Below are 22,648 nucleotides of genomic sequence, written 5' to 3'. Positions count from 1 at the left end.
GGCCATGGCTTTTACCTTTGTCAACTCCACCTTGAATACCGACGAACATCTGTTTGCGGATTTTATCGCCAAAGCCGACAGTGCCATGCGGCAACACCTGCATGGTGCGTCATTTGATGAGGCGACAGCAGCCCGTTTCATTTTCAACGCGTTGTCTCATGTCAAATCGCCGGTATATGCCGCGACAATACCGCTGACGCCCGGCATCGAGGCGGTTCTCGAAGGCGCCGTTCGCTATCTTGGTGCCTGCCCTGCGCCCGAGCGCGGCAAAAAAGACTGTGATCTTGTCCTTGCTTCAGGCAGCGCGTCCGCCAGCGTCGGATTTGAGCGGGTCAGACCAAACGGCTGGCTGCTTCTGCCGCCTGCCGCGACAAAGCCTGAGGTCTTCCCGTCCGGTTTCACGCTTGAGGCGACGCTGTTTGGCTGGGCTATTTACCGGCGTGACGTCACGCCCGCTGACTATGAGGGCCGCATCCACATCATCGTCCCCACCTATAATCACTGTGATCTCTTGCGCGAATGCATGGCGCATGTGGACCGCCAATCCGTCTCCCACTTGATTCATTGCATCGTGATAGACGACGGCAGCACAGACGGCGTCGCTGAGATGATGGCCGACAGCTATCCCCATATGACTGTACTTACCGGTGACGGCAGCCTGTGGTGGGGCGGCGCAATTAACATGGGGTTGGATCATGTCCGCCAGATTATGGCACCGGAGGACTTTGTGGTTTTCCTCAATAACGATGTGATGATGGATATCACCACCATTGAGGAACTCCTGCTTCTGGCGCTGAAAGACCGGGCAACCTGCTGGGCTACCGCTGCGGTGACACGGGAAAATGCCGTCGCCAGTGGCGAACGTGGGCACGCGCTTTACCGCTTCGAATGGATGCTGGACCTGCTCTCGCGTCACCAACAGAGCGTAGAGGTGGCGTATCTTTTTGGCCGCACCACCATCATGCCGGTGGAGCTGTTTGCAGTGGTACCGGGCATCGATACCACCTTGTTTCAGCACTATTGGTCAGACTCTGACTTTTCGCTGCGTGCCAAGGCCGCGGGATACGCCACGGCCATTACAGGGCGCACCTATGTACGGCTCCACCATGACCCGGACACCACCGGCACACATATTGACTTTTTTGACCGTGGCCGCTCATGGCGTGAGGTCTGGAACTATTTCACCGATATAAAAAGCCTTGGAAACCTGAAGTTTGCCTGGCGGTTCCACGCCAGACATAACCGGAGTGCGAGAAAACGGCTGCTGTGGACAATTATACGGAAGGGCCTGCAAAACCATAAATGGCTCAGATCCACGCCCAGGAAAGGAGCAGTATAATGGTCTGGATACCACCGCCGCCTCTGCACACTGCCCTTGGGCTATTTGAGACCTACGACCTTCTGGCCGCGCGTGCCGCCGAGGAGGGCAAACATATCGGTCCGCTTTATGAGGACATTGTCCTTGGCCTTTATGCCGCGATCCTGAAACCGGGGGATATAGCAGTTGATGTCGGCGCACACGACGGGCACCACACCTTCCCGATGTCATCCATTGTCGGGCCTCAAGGACATGTCTTCGCGGTCGAGGCGATCGACGTGGTCTATATGACCCTGCTTCAATACGCCGCCCGGCACGGCCGCTATAATATCACAGCGATGAATATCGCAGCGTCCGACAAGGCAGGCGAAGCAACCTTTACTTATTACCGCAAGATACCGGGTTACAGCGGCCTGCTACCCGCCAAGCTCCCGCACACTGACGAGGAGTTGGGTACATCGACCATGACCGTACAGTGTGCCCCGCTGGATCTTGTTATCCCGCGGGAGCGGCGCGTTCGTTTTATCAAGCTTGATATCGAAGGCGGTGAATTTCATGCCCTCAAAGGCGCACGCGAGCTGATCTCACAGCACCGGCCAGTTATGGCGTTTGAAAATGGTCTTGAGCGCGCGGCCGCACAGTATGGCTACAGCGCCGATGATTTTTTTAGCCTTTTTGATGAGATCGACTATGTTCCCCATTTCATTTCCGGCCACAAGCTGACACCTGAATACTGGGCCCGAGCCAATCGCCCGCACTTTTTTGAACTTGTCGCCCTGCCGCGTGAGCTGGCGGGCCTCGCTGCCTGGGTTCACTATATCGCGCTTAAGCGTGCGGCAGGGCCGTTCACCCTGGATGACTGGCGTGAGGCAATTCAGCTTGATGCCGCACCTCAGACAATGAGCCGCCCATGAAGATCGCCCACCTATGCACGGCGGACCAATATGGTGGCGCGGCAAAATCGGCGTACCGCATCCACGCTTCGCTGCGGCGTCTTGGTGTGCAGTCCCATATGTATGTGCGCAGGAAAGACAGCGACGATCCCAGCGTAACGGCCGTCAGCCCCCAATCACCGGAAGAGCATGATTTTTTTGATATGCAGGCCGCCCGGATAAGCGAAGCCCGCCAGCGCTGGATGGCGCATCTTGATTATTCGCTCGCTTTTTATACCGATCACGGCAAGGAAGGGCTGGCGCTGATGCGCCATATTGCAGATGCCGATATCGTGCACCTGCACTGGGTTGCGGACAATTTTTTCGACCCAACCCTGTTTTTCACTGCCAAGGCGATGAAAAAGCCGGTTGTCTGGCGCTTGCCTGATATGGCTCCGCTCACCGGCGGATGCCATTTCACCGCAAGCTGCACCCGCTTTCTTACCGGCTGTGGCGCCTGCCCCGTGCTTGAAAGCGATGATGAAAATGACCTCAGCGCAAAGGTTTTTGAGCGGCGCAGGCACGCGCTTGGCAGCTATCAGGGGCCCATTCACTTCGTCGGCCCCTGCAGTTGGATGGCAACAACCATCCAGTCGAGTCCGCTCACCCGGACTTACACAACCTCCGTTGTTCACAATGGTGTTGATACCGACCTGTTCAAACCAACAGCGGACAGCGCATTTCGCGACCAGCACGATATCAGTGGCGACAGTGTCGTCATTACCTTTGCTGCCTTCCTCCTGCCGGAAGCCCGCAAAGGCCTTGATATATTGCTGGCGGCTGCACAGACACTGGCTGATCTCGACATCACATTGGTTTTCATTGGCCACGTACCGCCAGAACCCCTGCCCGACATCAAATGCGTCAGCACCGGCCATATCGACGATACCAGCATAATGCGGGACGCTTACTGCGCCTCCGATATCGTTGTTGTCCCGTCGACTGCAGACAATCTGCCCAACGTCATTTTTGAAGCCATGGCTTGTGGCGCCGCCGTGATTGCGTCAGATGTCGGGGGTATCGCAGATATTGTACATCCCGAGGAAACCGGCCTTCTCGTCCCCGCGGGAGATGTGGCCGCACTGGCTGAAGCACTCAAACGCCTGACCTGCGACGCCACCGCGCGCGAGGCGCTGGGCAAACGCGCCCGCACCTACTGCCTTGAACATCTTTCGCTCGACTGCGAAGCCCACAAATATATCAAGCTCTATGACAGCCTGCTAAGCGGCAACGACGGAGAGTAGGGTATGTGCGGCATTGCAGGCATCGCGACATGGAACGGCACGGTGAATCCTGCAGCGCTCGCCGCCATGGGCGACAGCCTGCAACACCGGGGGCCGGACGGCGCGGGCCAGAAGCTCCTCGGCAACAATCATATCGGCTTTGCGCACCGCCGCCTCAGCATCCTTGACCTCAGCGACGCCGCGGCCCAGCCCATGAGCGACGGCAGCGGTGACGTCTGGCTCAGTTTCAACGGCATGATCTCGAACTTTCGCGACCTACGGCGGGACTTGGCGGAGGGCGGTTACATATTCCGCTCCAACGGTGATACGGAGGTTATCATTGCCGCCTACAAAGCCTGGGGTACGGACAGTTTCCGCCGCCTGCGCGGTATGTTTGCCTTTGCCATGTGGGATAATTCCGAGAGGTCCCTGTTCCTTGTCCGTGACCATTTTGGCATCAAGCCACTGTATATGTCCCGCACACCAGACAACCTTGTTTTTGGCTCGGAGGTAAAGGCCTTGCTCGCCAGCGGCGAGGTGGAGCGGCGCCTCAGTACCGGTGCACTTCGTGATTTTCTCTACTACCGATACGTGCCGTACGAACGGACCATGCTGCAGGCAGTCGAGAAAATACCGCCAGCCACTTACATGCGCTTCCAGCTCAACGCGGCCTGCGACAAGCTCGTTGCTGTCGCCCAGCGGAAATACTGGACCCCCGCAGTGGGAGAGGAAAACTACGAGCCAGTCGCCTTCCAGCGGGCGGCGGAAGAACTGCTTACCACATCGGTGGAAAACAATCTGATCAGCGATGTGCCGATGGGCATTTTCCTGAGCGGGGGTTACGACTCCGCCACCGTTACAGACCTTGCCACTCGCCGCCACGATAATATCAACAGCTACAGCATCGGCTTCACCGGCTGGGAGCGCAGCGAACACACTTATGCGGCCGAGACGGCAGCGCGCCTTCGCACCCGCCATCACACCACCATGCTGGATGTGGAAGTGCAGGACATCTTCGAGGAAGGCGCCCAGTGTTATGACGACCCCTTTGGCGGCACATCCTTCTGGCCAACCAAACGCCTCGCGCAGGTGGCCAGACAGGACATCACCGTTGCGTTGGGCGGTGATGGCGGCGATGAGATCTTCGCTGGCTACAACTGGTACCCCGACGGTACAACCCTCGATGACGATAGCATCACCGCTTACCTGACCCATATGGACTGGGGACTGATGACCAAGGATGAAGTGGCCGCGCTTTGTTTCCTGCCGTGTGCGGAACGATCCGCGCCCGGCACACTGCTGCGCGAGCGGGTTGATTCGGAGATCAAAAGTGTTAAGGCGTTGCAAAAGCTGGACCTTGAAACATTTTTACCCGACGTCGTGCTTGCAAAGGTTGATCGCGCGGCGATGGCACATGCCCTTGAGCTGCGCGTACCTTTCCTTGACCCGGATCTTGTAGACCTCGTGTTTTCTGCCAATGCGTCGCTATATAAGAAACCGGGGCAACAGAAGCCGACGTTGCAAAATATTGTGGCCCCCCGCCTCGGGAACATGCTTGCGGCGCGGCCCAAACAGGGCTTCAGCGCACCGCTTGAAAACTATATCCCCTTCAGTACTCTCTCTCGCAGTGTGCTGGATGGGCAAGCGATCCGCGATGACGTCATCAACCGACACAGCGTTGAAATATTTGTACAGCAGGGGCGTTATCGGCCACTCTTGGCGCTCAGGTTTTTTGACGCGTGGTACAGTAAATGGATGAAGGGGCTGTGACAGCTATGGCCAAAGTAAAAGCCAGCTTTGCGGTAGGGACAGGACGGTGCGGTACAACATTGATGGCGCGCCTGATGCAGATGCACGACAATATTGATTCCTTTCATGAACTCAACCCGCTCAATGAAACTTTTCACCGCTACTGCCGATGGAACGAGCTTCCGGTGGACGATGCCGGTTTCCTGTATCAGAAAGACCTGGAAATGAAGGCCAGCCATGAAGCAGGCCGGTTGTTTTTTGAATCCAGTGCGTATCTGTCGCTTTCGGTCGAGACACTCGCGCGCCATTACGACGCGCAGTTTGTGCTAATGGTGCGTCATCCCGAGCAGGTGATCAACAGCTACCTCAAAAAGGGCTGGTATCTGGCCCCCCCCGTCATCGACAACCCGGACCTAGCCCCCGGGTTTCAGCCAACCGCCGAATTCCACCATTTCCTCGGACGTCCCATCCCGCACAAGAGCGAACTGGAAGAATGGCGGGCGATGGGGCGCCCCGGCAAGCTGGCCTGGTATTGGGCAACGCTCAATGCGTCCGTGCTCGGCGCATTCCAATCTCTCGGGCCCGAGAGATGCCGGGTACAGAAACTGGAGGACCTGAGCCATGACAGCTACAGCGATCTTGCGGCTTTCCTTGGCGCCGACAGCCCCTTGCCAAAAGCTGATGTCACACAGTTGATAGAAAGCAAGCCAAACGCTTTCAGCAACCTTCCCACCACCGGGCAGTGGACCGCCACCGACCATCAGGAAGTACTGCGCCACGTTGGGCCTGTAGCCGACGCCCTTGGCTATGACACCGCGCAGCTGAGTGAGGCTCGCCATGCCTGAGCAGGATGTCCATATCATCGTACGACAGGTTGGTGAGAGAACGCTGGCGCTTTGCCGGTCTGTGCTTGAGAAACAGGCACCTGCAAATGTTGAACTGATATCAGCCGTACCCTTCAGTGAAACGGTCCGTCAGGCTTTTGAGGCCGGAATCAAGGCAGGAAAAAAATGGACACTCTGCATAGACGCCGATGTCATCCCGACCGCCGACTGCGTGAACCAACTCGTCACCATCGCAGAACAGGGTGAAGACCGCCTTTTTGAAGCCCAAGGACTGGTTGTCGACAAGATTTTTGGTGTCCGCAGACCTGCAGGCAATCACATCTACCGCACGGATCTTTTTGAAAAGGCGCTGACATGCCTGCCCGCCAATGCGGGCAGTCTACGACCAGAGAGCGACACCTTATGGTCAATGGTCCGCCTTGGCCACGGCTGGTATCAATCAGATATTCTCGTCGGCATCCATGACTATGGACAGTCCTATACCGACATCGCCCGCAAGGTCATGGTCCAGTATCATAAGTTCCCCCAGAAGCGGGAGCTGATGCTGGCGCGTTTTAAGGCGCTGGCACCCAAGGATAGCGACTTCCGGGTTGCCCTTGCCGCGTGCGAAAAAGCTGAGCACTTTGCGGGCACTCCGCAGGTAGATGCCAAACGCCTCGGCCTTGTCGCACAAAACCTTCTCGATGAAATGAAACTTGCCGAGAAAGATGTCGCCACACCAGAAGAGCAACAGATGTTCGAATCTGTCGTACCCACATATGTCGGCCATCCTTTGACGGAAGCAGAAAACGGGTACATCGGCCCGATCAAATATCACGGATAGTGGCATAAGCTTTGCTTATAAAGCTCTTTTAAAACAGTATGTTGAAAACTACAGCGTGGGCACGGTATCGCGCAAGAAAGCACACAGGATCATTGCACCATGAAACCAACCATTGTCGGCATCTACTCCTACCCCAAATCCGGCAACACCTGGGTGCGACAGGTGGTCGGCAATTTCTTCAAACTGCGCGGCTACGAAGCCCTGCGGGTGTCCGTGCCTGATATCGCGGTTGAACCCTTTGGTGACAATATCGTCCAGCATGAGAACCAGCCTTACCTCTTCTATAAATCCCACTCATGGTATGAAATCACCCAAAGCCGCGGGCACTCTTTTGAAAATGACGTCATTATTCACATACGGCGTAACCCGCTGGATGTTTTTGTCTCTCATTTGAATTACCTGTCCGGCAACCTGCATGACGCGGCACCGGTGAAATTCAAGGATGTCGATGACTGTACAAAGTCCGGACTGATCGACCATTATTTTGGTGCATTTCTGACCCTTGGCCAGATCGACCCCAGGGGCTTCGGTGGTCAAGGCACCTATTTCGGCAGCAATTTGTGGTGGACAACCCAGGCAAACGAAAGCCAGCAGAAACGCATCTTCTCCGTCAGGTATGAAGACCTGCTAGAGGACTTCACCGCCACGTTGGGGCCAGCCTGGACCGCATGTGGCCTGCCTGAAAACCGGCTGAAAATATCAGCGGATACCATCAAACAGCGCATCCAGCCGGACGGCAAATTTTATTGGAAGATGCAGCGTGGCAACTATCTTGAGTATCTTGATCGCAACAAGATTGAAGACTTCGTCAAATATCACCGCGACGAACTCGCCCGGCTGGATTATCTCGATATGATCCTTGAAGATATCGGCACCTAACACCGGCTTACTTCATCGCCAGGCCAGCCTCAGGCTTTTGCACCGCCAGATATACCGTGCTCCAGAGCTGTGCAGCATTTGATTCCGTCAGGTGCCCGGCACCTTGGCCGTATGCTGCCGGCAGATAGGCGCCGTCCTGATATTCCCACGACCACAGCTCCGCCGTTTTCACGTTGTGGCCTGCATCGATAACCTGCCAGAGGGCATCCTGATATGCCGCGAGCTTTTCCCGCGTTGCACGCGGCAGGTCGTCGCGTGACAATTGCCGCTTCAGCCCCGCCGCCATCATCGCCTGTTGCCATGGCCAGACGACCGGCCCGTGATAATGCCCTTTGGTAAAAATGGCCTCCAGTTCGTCGCTGGCAAAGGCAGGATTTGCCACCACCATGCCCACGGGGGTCATAAGCCCGGCCGGGAAAGGCCGGAACACATCCACCAGCGAGCTTTCGATCAACTCAGGCGATGGGTCACGGAAAAACAACAGGAAGCCGGGGTCCGAATGCACGACGGGGATCGGTTGGCCACTCGCATCAAGCGCAAGTGCCGGGAAGCTTACACCGTCCGCCCCAAGTTGCGCCTGGGCTTCCTCTGATGGGACGCCTTGCGCCCTGGCATAGGCCGAGACTTCTGCTTTCGCCTGATCAGCCATGATATTCACATCAAAAAGCTCGGGGGCCTTGTCTGCCCAAACTCTCGCGTAATCTGCCGCGGCAGTCACGGCGTCAACTTCCGCATACGGGGCCAGAACGCCAGCTTCGTTTAGTTGGGCAATGGCCTCAAGTGCTGCGGGCACCAGCACGGCATTAACACTATAGGCGTATTTGCCATTGCCAAGGCCCTCTTGGCTGTCGCGCCATTCGCCCACCCGCATGCCCTCTTCGATAGAGATCAGGTTTGTCGCCACCGGGGTGCTGGCAAAGGCCTTTGCGCTGGCAAGCACCAGGCCCACATTGCGCATCAACACATCGCCATAAGTCTCACCAGTTGCCGTTTTATCTGCCAGCAATGTGGCGAGATTTTTCGGTCCGTTTTGTTTGCTGGACACATACCGCGCCAGCACAGGGGTGAGCATATAATCCTCATCCACCATGGCATAGTCATAGACCGGTTTGGCCTCTGCGAGGCCGCCGAGCTCCAACTGGCGAATCACGGCAAATTCGCCGATGTCTTCCTCATGCGCTACCCCGCCCGTATCCGCGAGCCGGTCGATGACGGAGCCAATCGCTGCATCAACCGCGCTGTCTTGCAGTACTGGCATCAGGAGGGCCGTCGTCAGCAACGTGTCGCGGCCAAAATAGGTGTTAAATCGCCATGACCCCGCCAGCAGCTTTTCCTCATAGCTCAGGAAAGCCAGAATATCGCGCGACAATTCGTCCTGCGCGGCAGACGGCAACAGAAGCCTGTTTCTGGTGAGCGGTGTCAGCGGTGTGTCACCCGTCAGCGCCGTCAGATGAAATGTCAGCTGTCCACTACTACCCGCGACAAGTCGAAACGAACCCGTTTCGTTTTCCACACGGGTGTCGCCTGTCGGTGTAAGCGCAATTTTATAGCCGCCAACCCCATCAAGCCGTGCCCGCGACCAGACAAAAGCATCCCCGTCGCGCTGCGGCTTAACCGATAGGCGCGCGTCCAGCGTCTTTTCATGCAGATAGGTGCGGATCACACGGATATTCCCCAGCACAACATTTTCAAGTGCGAGCGAAGGTGCGTCAACACGAAGGTCCATTGCCACGCCATAAAGCGTGCCGGTTTGCCTCGCCTCTGTTACTGGCCGCATATGTGTCGGCTTGGCCCATGTGGCGATGCTTTCGGCTTCCTCGAACCACAAACTGACACCACTATTCCCCGCAGGATAAGCAACGATCAGCCTTGGTTTCGCGCCCGATGTCAGCACCGTATGGGCCGCAACCGCACCGTCACGGTAAAACTCGTTATAGATATTGCCTTCCGTAATGGAAAAATGCAGCTCCGGCTCTGGCACGTCCGGCGACGCCTGCCTGTCAGCACACGCAGACAGCAGGAGTGCAAACCCCAGCAACGGCGTAACAAGTGACCGGATTTCCATTCTTTCCTCCCTCAACACACATGGCGCAAGCCGCGATATTACGCGATTTGCAATCGATTGCAAATCAATCGAAAACAAAGGCGGACCAATACGGGCCACCATCACCCGTGAAGCGTCGGCTAAAACAGCCCGACAACCCGGCCGTCGTCGCCAACGCGGATGTTATTGGCGGCAGGGACTTTTGGCAGACCCGGCATGGTCATGATGTCGCCGCACACCACTACAAGGAATTCCGCGCCAGCCGACAACCGCACCTCGCGGATTGGCACCACATGCCCCGTTGGTGCGCCCTTGAGGTTGGGGTCGGTGGAGAAACTATATTGTGTTTTGGCGATGCAAACCGGGAAGTGGCCGTAATCCGCGTCCAGGGCGCGAATCTGCTCGCGCACCTTTTTGTCGGCGATAATGTCGCTCGCGCCGTAAAGCTCGGTCGCCACCTTGTGGATCTTGTTCCACAGATGCTCATCATCCTCATAAAGCGGGCTGAAGTTACTGCCCTCACCGTCAACAATTTCAACTACCTTGCGGGCGAGATCCTCCGCGCCTTCCCCACCGCGCGCCCAGTGGTCGGCGTCCACGGCATCCACATGCAGGCCTTTGCATATATCTTTCACCAGCTTGCGCTCGGCCTCTGTATCTGCCGAAAACCGGTTGATAGCCACGACGATCCGCATGCCAAAATGCTTGAGGTTCCTGATGTGTCGCTCAAGGTTCACACAGCCACGCTTGAGCGCATCAAGATTCTCTTCCCCCAGCTTGTCCTTCTCCAGCCCGCCATGCATCTTAAGCGCACGGATGGTGGCGACAAGGACCGCTGCATCCGGCTTCAAGCCGCCCTTGCGGCATTTGATATCGAAGAATTTCTCAGCCCCCAGGTCCGCACCGAACCCGGCTTCAGTGACCACATAGTCGGCAAGCTTAAGCGCACTTTTTGTCGCAATCAGGGTATTGCAACCGTGAGCGATATTGGCGAATGGCCCGCCATGGATGAAGGCGGGGTTGCCCTCAAGCGTTTGCACGAGGTTTGGTTTGATCGCGTCCTTGAGAAGCGCGGTCATGGCGCCATGCGCGTTGATCTCACGCGCGAACACGGGCTTACGCTCCCGCGTGTAGCCAATGATAATATTGCCCAGCCTGCGCTCAAGGTCCTTGAAGTCGGTGGCAAGACACAGGATGGCCATCACCTCCGACGCCACTGTGATGTCAAACCCGGCTTCACGCGGCGCACCATTGGCCACACCACCAAGCGAGGTGGTGATCTGCCGCAGCGACCGGTCGTTCATATCCACCGCGCGTCGCCAGGTGATGCGTCGGTTATCAAGGCCGGTTTTGTCATTCTCTCGCCAGTAAACATGATTATCGATCATCGCCGCCAGCAAGTTGTTCGCCGCGCCAATGGCATGGAAGTCTCCAGTGAAGTGCAGGTTGATATCTTCCATCGGCACCACTTGTGCATAGCCGCCACCGGCCGCGCCGCCCTTCATGCCAAAACAGGGCCCCAGGCTGGGTTCGCGCAGGCAGATCATTGCCTTTTTGCCAATCCGGTTCAGCCCGTCACCAAGGCCAACGGTTGTGGTCGTCTTGCCTTCGCCCGCAGGCGTTGGCGTGACAGCGGTCACAAGGATCAGCTTGCCGTCCCTGTTGCCTTCCCGCGCCTTGATACCCTCAAGCGACAACTTGGCTTTATAGTGGCCATAAGGTTCAAGTTCGCCTGCGTCGACGCCAAGGCGGTCCCGCGCAACATCCGCAATGAGTTTCATGCGGGCAGCCTGGGCGATTTCAATGTCGGATTTTGGTTGTGCGTGCTGGTTTGCCGATGTGTCTGCCACCCGTGCATACTCCCTGGATTAACGGGCACTCATTGGCGGCGCCCTTGTTTGTCCCTTCCCGCCAGTGTGGTTACAGCCTGAGAGCAAGTCAAACACTCAATTGATTGCCCGCAGCCCTCGACCCCGGTATCAAGAACGTGGAAACAACAACGGATTTTGCCATGGCCGACACAGCCACCCCCTTCACCCACCGGGTTGCCACGCACAGCGACATCCCCGCGCTGACAGACATCATGAATGCGTCTATCGCCAGTTTGCAGCAGGGCTTCCTTTCGCCGAGACAGGTCGAAGCGTCGTTTGAGCTGATGGGCATGGATACCCAGCTTATTGATGACGGCACCTATTATGCCATTATGGACGGCGACGAGATTGTCGGTTGCGGCGGCTGGTCCCGCCGCGCAACTCTCTATGGCGCCAACCATACCAAAGGCCGTGATGCGACCCTGCTGGACCCGCACACAGACGCCGCCCGCATCCGTGCCATGTATACGCACCCCGGTCATGCCCGCCGTGGTATCGGCCGCCTGATCATGAACCTGTGCGAAAAAAAGGCTGCGGAAGAAGGCTTCACACGGTATGAGCTGATGGCAACCTTGTCGGGCGAACCGCTATACCGTGCCTGTGGCTACCTGCCGGTCGTGCATGAAGTTGTACCGACGTCAATGGGCGTCGCGGTTCCACTGATCAAAATGGAAAAACATCGCTGAGATATGAGTGCCCCGATCCTGAAAGATTATGAACCGCCCAACGTGCCGCTCGACATTCTTTATGTCGACGACGATATCCTTGTGCTCAACAAACCCGGCGGCCTTCTGTCTGTGCCGGGCCGGACGCCTGAGAAGCAGGATTGCCTGGCCACCCGCGCGGAAAAACAGTTCACCGGCGCACGCATCGTTCATCGGCTGGATATGGAAACCTCAGGCGTGATCATCATGGCTCGCCATCTGGATGCGCTGAGGCATCTGGGTCGCCAATTCGAGGACCGCAAGACCGACAAGATTTATGAAGCTCGCGTCTACGGCCATGTCGCCCGCGAAGAGGGTGAAATTGACCTGCCCGTACTGATCGACTGGCCCAACCGGCCAAAACACCGGGTGGACTTTGAAAACGGCCGGTCCGCCTTCACACGATACAAGGTGCTGGAGCGCGATGAAAAAACCACCCGCGTTGCACTTTTTCCCGTTACCGGACGGTCCCACCAGCTTCGGGTGCATATGTTGAGCCTCGGCCACGCCATTTTAGGCGACAATCTGTATGCCGAAGGCGAAGCCCTTTCGATGGCCGACCGGCTGTGCCTGCATGCCCGGCAGTTGACCGTTGCACACCCTGAAAGTGGCGAGTCACTCACATTTAACGCACCGGTTCCCTTCTAAGGGACTGATCGGCTTTGGAAATCCGCCGCTTCAAAGTGGCCCAATAAAGCCATTTTTTTACACCCGGAAACCGGCCGGAAAAAAACACTTGCATCGGAAACCAAAAAGCCACATATGCGGCCTCAGACGTAAAAAGCGCACGTGCCACGACTCCCGGCTTACTGCAACTGCAGACCGGCAGACACGTACGGGTAACGACGCAAATCGTCCTTTGTTGATTGGGGTATGGCTTTGGCTGTTACCCAGGTTGATTGAAGGGGTTTGCCGGAATGATCCGCACGAAAAAAATGGGCGCGCTCTCGCTGCTTGCCGCCTCCCACGAATTTGAAGCCAACCGGCAGTTCCTGCCGCGCGAGATGTTTGATTATTTTTCGAGCGTCATAGAACTTACCTATATCACCGCGCATCGTTTCTGATGCGCCAAACGCCAGCCCAAGCTGGCGGTCCTGTCCCCGGCTCGCACCATGGTGGTGTTGAGCCACGAGCTGTCATCCTTTTTGATCAGGATTTTGGCCAATGCAGGTACTCGAAGTTCTCCGCCGTAGCCCTACTAACGAAAACTGGGCCCTTGAAGGGCTGAACACATATGCCAGCGTCCGCGACGCTATCGCTGCGGAAGACTGCAACGACTCGGTCCACGTTTTTTACCCCGAAAAACTGGCTGAGATGGCCACGCGTTTCCTTAATGGATTTCGCGGCACCAATCTGTACGCGGTGAAAGCGAATCCACACCCGGCAATCCTGAAAAGTCTGTGGCAGGCGGGTATCCGTGATTTTGACGTCGCGTCATTGCGCGAGGTTGACCTGGTCAGCAAAACGCTACCGGGCGCCAACCTCTATTTCATGCATCCGGTCAAAAGTCGGCAGGCCATCCGCTATGCCTACGCGATGGGCGTGCGCGGTTTCTCCTTCGACACGCTTGATGAACTGCTGAAAATTGAAGAGGAAACCAGCGGCGCGACCGACCTCAGACTATTCCTGCGCCTTGGTGTTGCTGTGCAGGGCGCGGCATACGAATTGTCCGGCAAATTTGGCGCGCCGCTCGCTCTGGCGCCGCTAATGCTTCAGCGTGCCCGCCTTTCGGCGCAGCGCCTTGGCGTCTGCTTCCACGTCGGCTCGCAGTGCATGCGGCCCGAAGCCTTCGCGGACGCCATCGGTCAGGCAGCGGCGGCCATAAAAGCAGCCGATGTGAAACTGGATATTATCGATGTTGGTGGCGGCTTCCCCGTGGCCTATCCCGGCATGGAACCCCCTGCGCTTGAGGAATATTTCCGTGTGATCCACGCTGCGCTCGACACCCATGGTTTTGAGGACACCGAGACACTGTGCGAACCCGGTCGTGCACTTGTTGCCGAAGCTGGAGCCGTTGCTGCCCGTATCGAACTGCGCAAAGGTACGGACCTCTACCTCAATGACGGTACCTACGGCGCGCTGTTCGACGCCGGTGTGCCTGAGTGGCCTTTCCCGCTGGATCTGGTCGCAGGCGACGACCGCACCTTTGGCGAAGCAGTGATTGGCTACCGTGCCTATGGCCCAACCTGTGACAGCTGTGACAAGATGGCCGGACCTTTCCCGCTGGCCGCGGATGCGCGTGAAGGAGACTGGGTGGTGTTTGAGCATCTCGGTGCATATGGATTGACAATGCAGGCGCGCTTTAACGGCTTTTATTCGGAAACGTTGGTCGCTGTATCGGGGACACCCACCTGATATCACGTGCAAGCTGGTGGTACTTCAAAAAGGTGCCACCGCCCCCTCAGTCGGACGGCATAACCAGACGGTCGGTCGCGTAGCGCAGGGACATGAGCCCGGTTTTGATGTGACGGCGTGTGCGCGCTGCGTCATCGCCCCTCAGAAGTTCAACAAGCCGTTCAGGGGATGCAAGGCCGCTCTGTATGCTGAGGTTTGAACAGCCGCCAAAGCGCGCGTTCACCTCAATCACACGTGGCCCTTCTTCCTGGTTATAGAAAAACTGCACAAGGTTATGACCCCGCAGCCCAAGGTCGGTCGCGAGATCCAGCGCCAGTTTTTCAACGGCTGGCAGGTCAACGATCTGCGAGCGCCAACTCTCCCCGTTCACGAGCTTAAGCCGTTCCCGCACAACAGCCTGCACTGGCTTGCCGTCGAAATCCATCATCAGGTCACAGCTCAGTTCACAGTCCGACACATAGGGCTGCAGCACATAATCATTCACATCAACGCCCAACCGTTTGAAGGCAGAAAGGCTTTCAACCATCACACCGCCCCCTGTGAAGGTGCCGTTTCTGTGCCGCATGAAAATCGGGAAGGCATTTTCCAACGTCACGTCGGCAATGGGCAGCACGGGAAAGCCCTTTTTCAGGCAATATTCCTGAAAATGTTTTTTGTCCTGACACAGGGCCAGTACAGATGCATCCGGCAATGGCAAGGTGACGCCGATGGCGGCGAGTTTGTCTTTCATGCGGGCAAGTTGTTGCAATTCCCCGTCCCGAGTGGGGATCAGCAGCGAAATATCATGCCGCTCGCACATATCCAGAAGGCAGGCTTCATAGTCTGGTGCGTCATCGCGCGGCATGCGTTCAAAAGCATCAGCGAAATAGCCTGCGCAACAATTTGCATCCATGTCCGCAGCAATCACCTTGCCCCCGGACGGATGCAACACTTTCTGGAAAGCCTCCACCAGCAGGACCTTCGCTGACGCGCTGGTAATCAGGCAATTGATGGCTTTTGCAGTTGTCATCAGTCCAGCATATCCCACCCAAGCGGGCTGCCCTGTGGCACGTCCCGTGTTATCTCTCTCCCCAGCACTTCTGGTAGATGCCGGGGATGCAGTCCACCTGCCGGCCGAACGCTCCGCACACTTGCGGCATCAAGCCTGTCTCCCTTCTTAAGGTCTTTGGCAATATAAAGCGAGCGCTTGAAACGCAGGCTCTCTTTTTCTGCCTCAAGCGGCGCTGTTTTGGGCTTACCCATCATGCTGAATATCTGCCGCGTTTGGGCAACCAACGCTTTCAACTCGTCTGGCTGAAGCGAGAAGGCGCTGTCGACTGTACCATCCTCGCGGGACAGGCAAACATGTTTTTCAATCACGCACGCGCCAAGCGGGACCGATGCCAATGCCGCCGACAGACCCAAGGTGTGATCAGAAAAGCCCGCACTGACAGCATGCTTTTCCCGGATATAGGGAATGGATGAAAGCGAGGCATCCTCAAGCGCTGTCGGATAACTGCTGACACAGTGCAGCACGCACACATCCCGCACACCCGCCCCAGAGAGGACAGCCAGGCCTTCAGCCAGTTCTGCGTCGTCGGCGGCACCTGTGGAAACCATCACGGGCTTGCCCGTTTTCGCCACCTTCGCGATAAGCCCCACATCAGGCAGTTCGCAGGACGCAATTTTATAGGCGGGAGCATGCAGGCCCACCAGAAGGTCAACGGCCGTCTCATCAAAGGGTGCACTAAAGGCAATCAGACCCAGTGCACGGGCATGGGAAAACAGCGCTTCGTGCCACTCAAACGGGGTATGGGCCTCCTGGTAAAGCTCATGAAGCGTGCGGCCTGACCATAATTTCCCCTGCACGCAAAAGGCGGGCGCGTCGCTTTTCAGGGTAATTGTGTCTGGTGTATAGGTCTGGAACTTGACCGCTTCGGCACCGGCATCCGCACAGGCGGTAATAAGGTCAAGCGCGTTCTCAAGCGAACCGCCATGGTTGCCGGAGATTTCCGCGACCACGAGTGGCGGCGCGCCATCCCCGATCATTCTGCCTTCAATGTTGAAGGTGCGGTTAAACATATGCCCCCGTTTCACTTCCCAATCTTGCGGCCGTCACCACTGGTGCCCGCTGCCATAATTCATTGGAACCGCTCATAAATGCAAGTTTGTTTCGGGCTTGAGGTAGTCATTGTGTGGCGGGGCGCAGAGCTGCGTCAGCCGGCGACCATCAGTGCCGTCATTCTAGCGACAATCTTACCCGCTGCACCAGACTGTAGTGCCTTACCGCCGCCCGCTGCATGATGCTGCAACAATGCCATAACTGAGACATTGTGAGCATCATAGCTATCAAGCGTCGCCACACCGATCTCGGGCAGGAAACCGACATTTTTATGCTGGTCTTCCTGTGTGGCTGCCGCGCAGACCTTGCAGCCAGCTGCAAGCGCCTCAAGCACGGTGGCGCCTGCTGCGCCTACATAGGTCCGGGCACCCCCCAGAAGGACCGGCATATCAGCGCCGCGCAGGATTGTGATCTGGTCACCATCCAATGCCAGAAGCGCCGCACATGGTTCCTGATAAGCAGGGATGGGCACATAAACCGGCTCGCCGGTGCGGGCGTGAAGCTCAGCCGCGACGGGCGCAGCCAGACTGCCGTCATCCGTGCCACCAAAGCTGACCACAAAGCCCTTGCGGTTTTGGCTTGGTTTCGCGCTTGAAAAGAATACGTCATCCACCAGCGCACACGACGGCCCGCGGAAAACCTCACGTGCCTTGTAAGCCGAATAATCAAGGCCAGTGGCATAAAGGTTGGGGTTGATAACAAAATCACAAACGATAGGACGTTCGGCAAGGTCGTCGATCACACAACTGGTGCGCGCCTTGGCACACAGTGCTGACACCTCGTCAGAGGTGAAGCTGCAGGTGTCCATGATCAGGAAATCAAAATGACCCGGTATCTGGTCGATGGGCCTGGCCACAAACCCCATGGCTTCGATAAGGTCACTGCCTTCATCGCTGGTGACATATACCTCGCAACCGATGCCCTGTGCGGTCAGCGCCCGCGCAAGCGTCAGTGTACGCCTGACGCGCCCGAGACCCGACTTCCTGCCACATTCAATGATGATTGACGCCCGCGCCAATATACTCTCCCATCAACATAGGGTTTCCGAACCTTTGACACAGGCTTCGCCCCATTGCACCCAAATAGTGCACGCAACCATGCATACTATATGCCAAACGTTAATAACATATAGTTAAAGCACAAAATCAAGAATCAGCATTCTAATCGGCACGTAACACCTAGCAAATTCTGCCGTTTTTCTGCTCGCCACATGGTCAGACTTGCCGCGTCCACCGATTGCCGCTAGGGTGCGCGCCAGTCCCTGAGCGCTTTGTGAGGCTTCATGACCACCCCCGTTCCTGAGGTAGAGATCGCGATTATCGGCGCAGGCCCTGCTGGCCTTATGGCTGCCGAAGAACTGTGCCGCGCCGGGCTGAAGGTCGAAATCTTTGACGCCATGTCCACGCCAGCACGCAAACTTTTGATGGCAGGAAAATCAGGCCTCAATATTACCCATAGCGAAGACATTGAAACCTTCCTCACCCGCTACGGGGATGTCCAGCCCGGCCTTCAGGACGCTGTAGCGACTTTCCCCCCAGAAGCAGTAAGAACATGGGCGCAGGGACTTGGCAGCCCGACATTTGTCGGCAGTTCTGGCCGCGTGTTCCCGGAAGCTTTCAAGGCAGCTCCATTGTTGCGCGCATGGCTTGACCGTCTCGCCGTGGCGGGTGCCAAATTGCATAGCCGTCACCGCTGGACCGGGTGGGCACAGGATGGCAGCCATATTTTTAAAACGCCGGACGGCGGCAAATATATACGCGCGCGCGCCACACTGTTTGCCCTTGGCGGCACAAGCTGGCCACGGCTTGGCGGCAACGGCAACTGGGTGCCTGCGTTTGAAGCTGCGGGAATCAGGGTTTCTCCCTTTCAGCCCGCCAATTGTGGTTTCAATGTTGACTGGAGCAGCTTTTTCCGTGACCGCTTCGCGGGCGAACCGGTCAAAAATGTTCGGCTCAGCTTTGGCGACCAGACCACACAGGGTGACTTTGTCATCACCCAATATGGGGTGGAGGGCAGTGCAGTCTATACCCTTTCAAGCGTGCTTCGTGATGCGCTTTCAACGCAAGCTAGCGCCACCCTTATCCTGGACCTGACGCCCGACCGCAGCGCGAACCAACTGGAACAGGCGCTCACGCGGCCGCGTGGCAAAAAAACCCTATCCACCCATCTCAAGCGCGCGGCGGGCCTGACCGGCGTAAAAGCCAACCTGTTGCGGGAGCTTTTGCCCTCTCACATATTCAACGACATGCACACTCTCGTCAGCCATATCAAGGCGCTGCCGTTGCCGCTTAAATCTCCCCGGCCGATTGAGGAGGCGATCAGCGTTGCAGGCGGCGTCTCGTTTTCCGAGTTTGATGACGGATTGATGCTGAAATCGCTGCCGGGCCAATTTGTCGCTGGCGAGATGCTGGACTGGGAAGCGCCCACAGGGGGATACCTGCTGACAGCCTGTTTCGCGCAGGGCAAACTGGCGGCTGGCAGCATCCTGAAACAACTGGCGCGCGCGTGACAAGCCCATTGACAGGGCGGGCGAATTGCAGAAGCTGGTAACGGAACGATCCTGGGGAGACCTATGAAAAAGCTTATCCACAAATTCGCGGCAGCCGCTTTTCTGTCCTCAAGCCTGATGGCCACGGCATCGGCAAGCCCGGTACTTGAGGATCCGGCGCGCATTGACCGCGACAATCCACCGGGCATGGTTGAACTGGTGGTGCCAAGCCACGGCGCCAAGATGAATGGCCACCTTTACACAGCTAATGGCCCCGGCCCGCACCCGACGGTGGTGATGCTGCATGGCTTTCCGGGCAATGAAAAAAACCTCGACCTTGCACAAGCGCTCAGGCGCGCGGGCTTCAACACGCTTTATTTTCACTATCGCGGCGCGTGGGGCAGCGAAGGCAAATACAGCCTTCGCCACGTGACCGAAGACGCGGCCGCGGCCCTTGCCTTCCTGCGCAAAGAGGGCACGGCAGGCAATATGCGGATTGATGCCGACCGCATCAGCCTGTTTGGCCACAGTCTTGGCGGTTTCACCGCACTTTATACGGGCGCGGCGGACACCCGGGTACGCTGCACCGTGGCGGCAGCGCCCGCCGACCTGGTGAATTTTATCAAATCTGCGTCCAGCGAAACCGTTGTCAGCACTGAAGCGCAAGCACCAGTACCCGGGCTTGACGGATATTCTTTTGCTGATCTCGTCAGCGAAACACAGGCTAATATGAAAGACTTTGACCTCACCAGGAAAATGGCCGCCTTTCATGACCGCCCTTTGCTGGTCATCTCCGGCGACAAAGATAGCGCCGTGCCGCTGGCGGACCAGATACCCTTGGCCAATGCAGCTACGGATGCTGGTGCAGCGCCGTTCGAGCATACGATCATGGATGCAGACCACGGCTTCTCATGGAACCGCATCGCTTTTATGCAGAAAGTCACCTCCTGGATGCAGGAAAATTGCCAGTAAAGTCATCGTAGAATTGCCCATAAGGAAAATCCCATGCTGAAATTGAAAGCCCTAGCGCTTTGCCTTTTGTTCTTCTCTCCGTCCGCATTGGCGGAACCGACAATCTATCTGGTTCGTCACGCGGAAAAAGAAGCTGATGGCGGCAACGACCCGAACCTTACCGAGGCTGGTCGGGCGCGGGCAAACTGGCTCGCTGGATACTTCAAGAAAAAAGGTCTGACGGCTATCTTTTCCACCGACTATCAGCGCACCCAACAAACCGCGGCACCAACCGCGAAAATGACGACACTTCCAGTGCAAACCTATGACCCGCGACACCTCAAGGAGTTCGCCAAAAGCCTCAGGGACATGGAAGGTATTGTCCTTGTCGTCGGGCATAGCAACACCACGCCGACGCTCGTCAGCCTTTTGACCAATGAAGAGCATGAGGAACTGGACGAGCGCGTTTATGACCATATCTACATGGTCACACCCAAGGGCCGGAGGCTCGTATCCAGCATGGCATACAGCGAGCCTCAAACCCCGCTGCCGGATGGCAACTGATGAGGGTTTTCCGTTACCTGTTGCTGCTGTTTGTTCTCGCTAAACCTGCCGCATCGGCGGATGACGGGCTGGATAATCTGTCGGCCGCGATCGCAGACCGACTGCAGGTGATGGAGCAGGTCGCCCATTACAAATGGTTGCACAATATCCCCGTCGAAGCGCCCGCACGGGAGACGGAGGTCATCAAGGCTACCGTGGAGAAAGCAGCCGCCCTTGGCCTTGATGAGCAGGCCGCCAGACGCGCGGTTACCGCACAAATGGAGGCTGCCAGAACGGTACAGCGCCGCCTGATCATATCATGGAAAGCGGGGTCGCCCCCTCGTGGCCGGGCGCCTGACCTGAAGGACGACATTCGCCCCCGGATCAACCGCCTGACGACTGACTTTCTGTCCGCCCTTAAAAGCGCACAGCCCGCCCTTACCGCCTGTATACTCCCAAAAAAACCAGAGACTGTCGGTGCTGACATATGGCAGATAGCGCTGGCAGGCCTGATCCCCGCCAACTGCGCGGCATCGAGACCCTAAGCCTTCAGCCCGAATGGGTCGTCGATACTATGGCTTGGTTCGGTGAACCATCTGGGGCCATCGCCGGTCATGTAAAAATGGTCCTCGAGCCGCACGCCAAATTCGCCGTACAGGCACAGCATCGGCTCGTTGGAAAAACACATACCTGCTGCAAGCGGGGTGTCGTCCGACGCCACCAGATAGGGCCACTCATGGATATCCAGCCCGATGCCATGGCCGGTGCGGTGCGGCAGGCCGGGCACGTCATAGCCCGGGCCATAGCCAAAGCTTTCCAGCAGGCTACGGGCGGCAATATCCACATCGCCACAGCGCACGCCCAGCCTGGCCGCCTCAAAAGCGCGCACCTGCGCCGCCTTTTCGTGGTTCCAGACCGTGCGCTGTTTTTCGCTCGCCTCGCCAAATACATAAGTCCGGGTAATATCTGACTTGTAACCCAGCAAATCACAGCCGGTATCGATCAACACCATATCACCGTCCTTCAGGGTTTGCGGGTCTTTCACACCGTGCGGATAGGCCGTTGCCTCACCAAACAGCACGATACAGAAGAAAGAGCCGCCAGGTGCGCCCTCGCGTTTGTGGGCTTCATGAATGAAGCCTGTGACCTCAGTCGTTGTAATACCTTCTCGCAAAATCGCTGCTGCCGCCTTGTGAACCTCAAGCGTCATGTCCTTCGCGCGTTGCATCAAGGCGATTTCGGCTTCTGACTTGCGCATACGGCAATGGGCGATGACACCACGCGCGTCGACAAAATCAACGGCGGGCGCCGCTTTCGCCAATCCATCCGTCAGGAAAAATGGGCAGGCTTCGTCAAGCCCGACCTTGCCGCTGATGTCCGCGCCCCTGAGCATATCAGCGAATAGCACATAGGGGCTTTCGTGTTCCTGCCATCCGCGCACGTCCCCCGGAAGGCACATATAATCATTGATTGTGCTGATCTCGAAAGCGGGTGCGATATATGTGACCGGCCCTGAGGCAGGGATCAGGGCTCCGACCATACGCTCACTTGGCCACCAGCGTGTGCCGGTAAAATAATAAAGGCTTGTGCCCGCGTTGACATAAATGGCGGCAATGCCTTCCGCCGCCATACGCGCCTGCGCTTTTTCAACACGTGCTGCGAATTCGGCTTCGGAAATCGGCACCACGTCTGCCGTCATGTCCTGCAGTTTCGAAAGTTCCACCGCCTCCGTCGAGCCACCAACGCCAATCGCCATTTACCTGTCCCTTCTCATCGCAAATTTTTATGCCGCCTCTTCTATCATGAAGTATCACTTGCTTGT

21 protein-coding genes are annotated in these 22,648 nt (G+C 57.2%); 15 read left to right on the top strand and 6 right to left on the bottom strand.

Features of this window, described 5'->3' with window-relative positions; translation table 11 throughout:
• The first annotated feature begins 4 nt into the window (after positions 1-4).
• The 7 genes from OEU85_RS18085 to OEU85_RS18055 all read left to right on the top strand — a co-directional run bounded on the left by OEU85_RS18085 (position 5) and on the right by OEU85_RS18055 (position 7,769).
• Positions 5-1,339, top strand: a complete 1,335-nt coding sequence (locus OEU85_RS18085) for a glycosyltransferase family 2 protein (RefSeq protein ID WP_262692935.1) — start codon at positions 5-7, stop codon at positions 1,337-1,339.
• A complete protein-coding gene (locus OEU85_RS18080) occupies positions 1,339-2,232 on the top strand; it encodes an FkbM family methyltransferase (RefSeq protein WP_262692934.1) in 894 nt (297 codons plus the stop codon). The genes OEU85_RS18085 and OEU85_RS18080 overlap by 1 nt, the downstream gene beginning before the upstream one ends.
• Entirely contained in the window at positions 2,229-3,494 is a 1,266-nt protein-coding gene (locus OEU85_RS18075) for a glycosyltransferase (RefSeq protein WP_262692933.1), read from the top strand. The genes OEU85_RS18080 and OEU85_RS18075 overlap by 4 nt, the downstream gene beginning before the upstream one ends.
• 3 nt (positions 3,495-3,497) lie before the next feature.
• On the top strand, positions 3,498-5,243 hold the full coding sequence (gene asnB / locus OEU85_RS18070; RefSeq protein WP_262692932.1) for an asparagine synthase (glutamine-hydrolyzing): 1,746 nt from the start codon (positions 3,498-3,500) through the stop codon (positions 5,241-5,243).
• A gap of 5 nt (positions 5,244-5,248) precedes the next feature.
• A complete protein-coding gene (locus OEU85_RS18065) occupies positions 5,249-6,067 on the top strand; it encodes a sulfotransferase family protein (protein ID WP_262692931.1) in 819 nt (272 codons plus the stop codon).
• Positions 6,060-6,890 (top strand): hypothetical protein, encoded by an 831-nt coding sequence (locus tag OEU85_RS18060; protein WP_262692930.1) that lies wholly within the window; start codon positions 6,060-6,062, stop codon positions 6,888-6,890. The genes OEU85_RS18065 and OEU85_RS18060 overlap by 8 nt, the downstream gene beginning before the upstream one ends.
• A 99-nt stretch (positions 6,891-6,989) precedes the next feature.
• Positions 6,990-7,769: a sulfotransferase gene (locus OEU85_RS18055; protein WP_262692929.1), complete on the top strand. Its 780-nt coding sequence runs from the start codon at positions 6,990-6,992 to the stop codon at positions 7,767-7,769.
• 7 nt (positions 7,770-7,776) lie between these two features.
• Here the strand turns inward: OEU85_RS18055 and OEU85_RS18050 are convergent, their stop codons facing one another.
• Positions 7,777-9,834: a hypothetical protein gene (locus OEU85_RS18050; RefSeq protein ID WP_262692928.1), complete on the bottom strand. Its 2,058-nt coding sequence runs from the start codon at positions 9,832-9,834 to the stop codon at positions 7,777-7,779.
• A 119-nt stretch (positions 9,835-9,953) separates the two neighbouring features.
• Positions 9,954-11,663, bottom strand: coding sequence for a formate--tetrahydrofolate ligase (locus OEU85_RS18045; RefSeq protein ID WP_262692927.1), 1,710 nt, complete (start codon positions 11,661-11,663; stop codon positions 9,954-9,956).
• Between the two features lie 161 nt (positions 11,664-11,824).
• On the opposite strand from OEU85_RS18045, the gene OEU85_RS18040 reads away from it, so the two are divergent.
• The 4 genes from OEU85_RS18040 (at position 11,825) to OEU85_RS18025 (ending at position 14,743) form a co-directional block, all read left to right on the top strand.
• Positions 11,825-12,370: a GNAT family N-acetyltransferase gene (locus OEU85_RS18040; RefSeq protein ID WP_262692926.1), complete on the top strand. Its 546-nt coding sequence runs from the start codon at positions 11,825-11,827 to the stop codon at positions 12,368-12,370.
• A gap of 3 nt (positions 12,371-12,373) precedes the next feature.
• Positions 12,374-13,036 (top strand): RluA family pseudouridine synthase, encoded by a 663-nt coding sequence (locus tag OEU85_RS18035; RefSeq protein WP_262692925.1) that lies wholly within the window; start codon positions 12,374-12,376, stop codon positions 13,034-13,036.
• 269 nt (positions 13,037-13,305) lie between these two features.
• Positions 13,306-13,452 carry a hypothetical protein gene (locus OEU85_RS18030; RefSeq protein ID WP_262692924.1) on the top strand — a complete coding sequence of 49 codons (147 nt, stop codon included), beginning with the start codon at positions 13,306-13,308 and terminating at the stop codon, positions 13,450-13,452.
• 100 nt (positions 13,453-13,552) lie between these two features.
• Positions 13,553-14,743: a type III PLP-dependent enzyme domain-containing protein gene (locus OEU85_RS18025; protein WP_262692923.1), complete on the top strand. Its 1,191-nt coding sequence runs from the start codon at positions 13,553-13,555 to the stop codon at positions 14,741-14,743.
• Positions 14,744-14,789: 46 nt separating this feature from the next.
• Here the strand turns inward: OEU85_RS18025 and OEU85_RS18020 are convergent, their stop codons facing one another.
• From OEU85_RS18020 to OEU85_RS18010, 3 genes are all read right to left on the bottom strand, one after another.
• On the bottom strand, positions 14,790-15,752 hold the full coding sequence (locus OEU85_RS18020) for an ATP-grasp domain-containing protein (RefSeq protein ID WP_262692922.1): 963 nt from the start codon (positions 15,750-15,752) through the stop codon (positions 14,790-14,792).
• Positions 15,752-16,804 carry a pseudaminic acid synthase gene (gene pseI / locus OEU85_RS18015; RefSeq protein WP_262692921.1) on the bottom strand — a complete coding sequence of 351 codons (1,053 nt, stop codon included), beginning with the start codon at positions 16,802-16,804 and terminating at the stop codon, positions 15,752-15,754. Before pseI ends, OEU85_RS18020 begins: the two co-directional genes overlap by 1 nt.
• 134 nt (positions 16,805-16,938) lie before the next feature.
• Entirely contained in the window at positions 16,939-17,862 is a 924-nt protein-coding gene (locus OEU85_RS18010; RefSeq protein WP_262692920.1) for a hypothetical protein, read from the bottom strand.
• A gap of 264 nt (positions 17,863-18,126) precedes the next feature.
• Between OEU85_RS18010 and OEU85_RS18005 the strand changes: the two genes are divergently transcribed.
• From OEU85_RS18005 to aroQ, 4 genes are all read left to right on the top strand, one after another.
• A complete protein-coding gene (locus OEU85_RS18005) occupies positions 18,127-19,353 on the top strand; it encodes a TIGR03862 family flavoprotein (RefSeq protein ID WP_262692919.1) in 1,227 nt (408 codons plus the stop codon).
• Positions 19,354-19,416: 63 nt separating this feature from the next.
• Positions 19,417-20,304, top strand: coding sequence for an alpha/beta hydrolase family protein (locus OEU85_RS18000; RefSeq protein WP_262692918.1), 888 nt, complete (start codon positions 19,417-19,419; stop codon positions 20,302-20,304).
• Positions 20,305-20,337: 33 nt separating this feature from the next.
• Positions 20,338-20,847, top strand: coding sequence for a SixA phosphatase family protein (locus OEU85_RS17995; RefSeq protein WP_262692917.1), 510 nt, complete (start codon positions 20,338-20,340; stop codon positions 20,845-20,847).
• Complete coding sequence (aroQ, locus tag OEU85_RS17990; protein WP_262692916.1) at positions 20,847-21,371, top strand: gamma subclass chorismate mutase AroQ; 525 nt, start codon at positions 20,847-20,849, stop codon at positions 21,369-21,371. The genes OEU85_RS17995 and aroQ overlap by 1 nt, the downstream gene beginning before the upstream one ends.
• On the opposite strand, the gene OEU85_RS17985 is transcribed toward aroQ, so the two are convergent.
• Positions 21,368-22,582 carry a M24 family metallopeptidase gene (locus tag OEU85_RS17985; protein WP_262692915.1) on the bottom strand — a complete coding sequence of 405 codons (1,215 nt, stop codon included), beginning with the start codon at positions 22,580-22,582 and terminating at the stop codon, positions 21,368-21,370. The genes aroQ and OEU85_RS17985 overlap by 4 nt on opposite strands.
• Positions 22,583-22,648: the final 66 nt, after the last annotated feature.

Source organism: Kordiimonas aestuarii, assembly GCF_025574465.1.
GTDB lineage: Bacteria > Pseudomonadota > Alphaproteobacteria > Sphingomonadales > Kordiimonadaceae > Kordiimonas > Kordiimonas aestuarii.
This window is presented reverse-complemented; position numbering and strand designations above follow the sequence as displayed.

Excerpts from the sequence above, each read along its gene's own strand:
- OEU85_RS18085 (WP_262692935.1), top strand. The coding sequence starts at position 5 with ATGGCTTTTACCTTTGTCAACTCCACCTTGAATACCGACGAACATCTG.
- OEU85_RS18080 (WP_262692934.1), top strand. The coding sequence starts at position 1,339 with ATGGTCTGGATACCACCGCCGCCTCTGCACACTGCCCTTGGGCTATTT.
- OEU85_RS18075 (WP_262692933.1), top strand. The coding sequence starts at position 2,229 with ATGAAGATCGCCCACCTATGCACGGCGGACCAATATGGTGGCGCGGCA.
- asnB (WP_262692932.1), top strand. The coding sequence starts at position 3,498 with ATGTGCGGCATTGCAGGCATCGCGACATGGAACGGCACGGTGAATCCT.
- OEU85_RS18065 (WP_262692931.1), top strand. The coding sequence starts at position 5,249 with ATGGCCAAAGTAAAAGCCAGCTTTGCGGTAGGGACAGGACGGTGCGGT.
- OEU85_RS18060 (WP_262692930.1), top strand. The coding sequence starts at position 6,060 with ATGCCTGAGCAGGATGTCCATATCATCGTACGACAGGTTGGTGAGAGA.
- OEU85_RS18055 (WP_262692929.1), top strand. The coding sequence starts at position 6,990 with ATGAAACCAACCATTGTCGGCATCTACTCCTACCCCAAATCCGGCAAC.
- OEU85_RS18050 (WP_262692928.1), bottom strand. The coding sequence starts at position 9,834 with ATGGAAATCCGGTCACTTGTTACGCCGTTGCTGGGGTTTGCACTCCTG.
- OEU85_RS18040 (WP_262692926.1), top strand. The coding sequence starts at position 11,825 with ATGGCCGACACAGCCACCCCCTTCACCCACCGGGTTGCCACGCACAGC.
- OEU85_RS18035 (WP_262692925.1), top strand. The coding sequence starts at position 12,374 with ATGAGTGCCCCGATCCTGAAAGATTATGAACCGCCCAACGTGCCGCTC.
- OEU85_RS18030 (WP_262692924.1), top strand. The coding sequence starts at position 13,306 with ATGATCCGCACGAAAAAAATGGGCGCGCTCTCGCTGCTTGCCGCCTCC.
- OEU85_RS18025 (WP_262692923.1), top strand. The coding sequence starts at position 13,553 with ATGCAGGTACTCGAAGTTCTCCGCCGTAGCCCTACTAACGAAAACTGG.
- OEU85_RS18020 (WP_262692922.1), bottom strand. The coding sequence starts at position 15,752 with ATGACAACTGCAAAAGCCATCAATTGCCTGATTACCAGCGCGTCAGCG.
- pseI (WP_262692921.1), bottom strand. The coding sequence starts at position 16,804 with ATGTTTAACCGCACCTTCAACATTGAAGGCAGAATGATCGGGGATGGC.
- OEU85_RS18005 (WP_262692919.1), top strand. The coding sequence starts at position 18,127 with ATGACCACCCCCGTTCCTGAGGTAGAGATCGCGATTATCGGCGCAGGC.
- OEU85_RS18000 (WP_262692918.1), top strand. The coding sequence starts at position 19,417 with ATGAAAAAGCTTATCCACAAATTCGCGGCAGCCGCTTTTCTGTCCTCA.
- OEU85_RS17995 (WP_262692917.1), top strand. The coding sequence starts at position 20,338 with ATGCTGAAATTGAAAGCCCTAGCGCTTTGCCTTTTGTTCTTCTCTCCG.
- aroQ (WP_262692916.1), top strand. The coding sequence starts at position 20,847 with ATGAGGGTTTTCCGTTACCTGTTGCTGCTGTTTGTTCTCGCTAAACCT.
- OEU85_RS17985 (WP_262692915.1), bottom strand. The coding sequence starts at position 22,582 with ATGGCGATTGGCGTTGGTGGCTCGACGGAGGCGGTGGAACTTTCGAAA.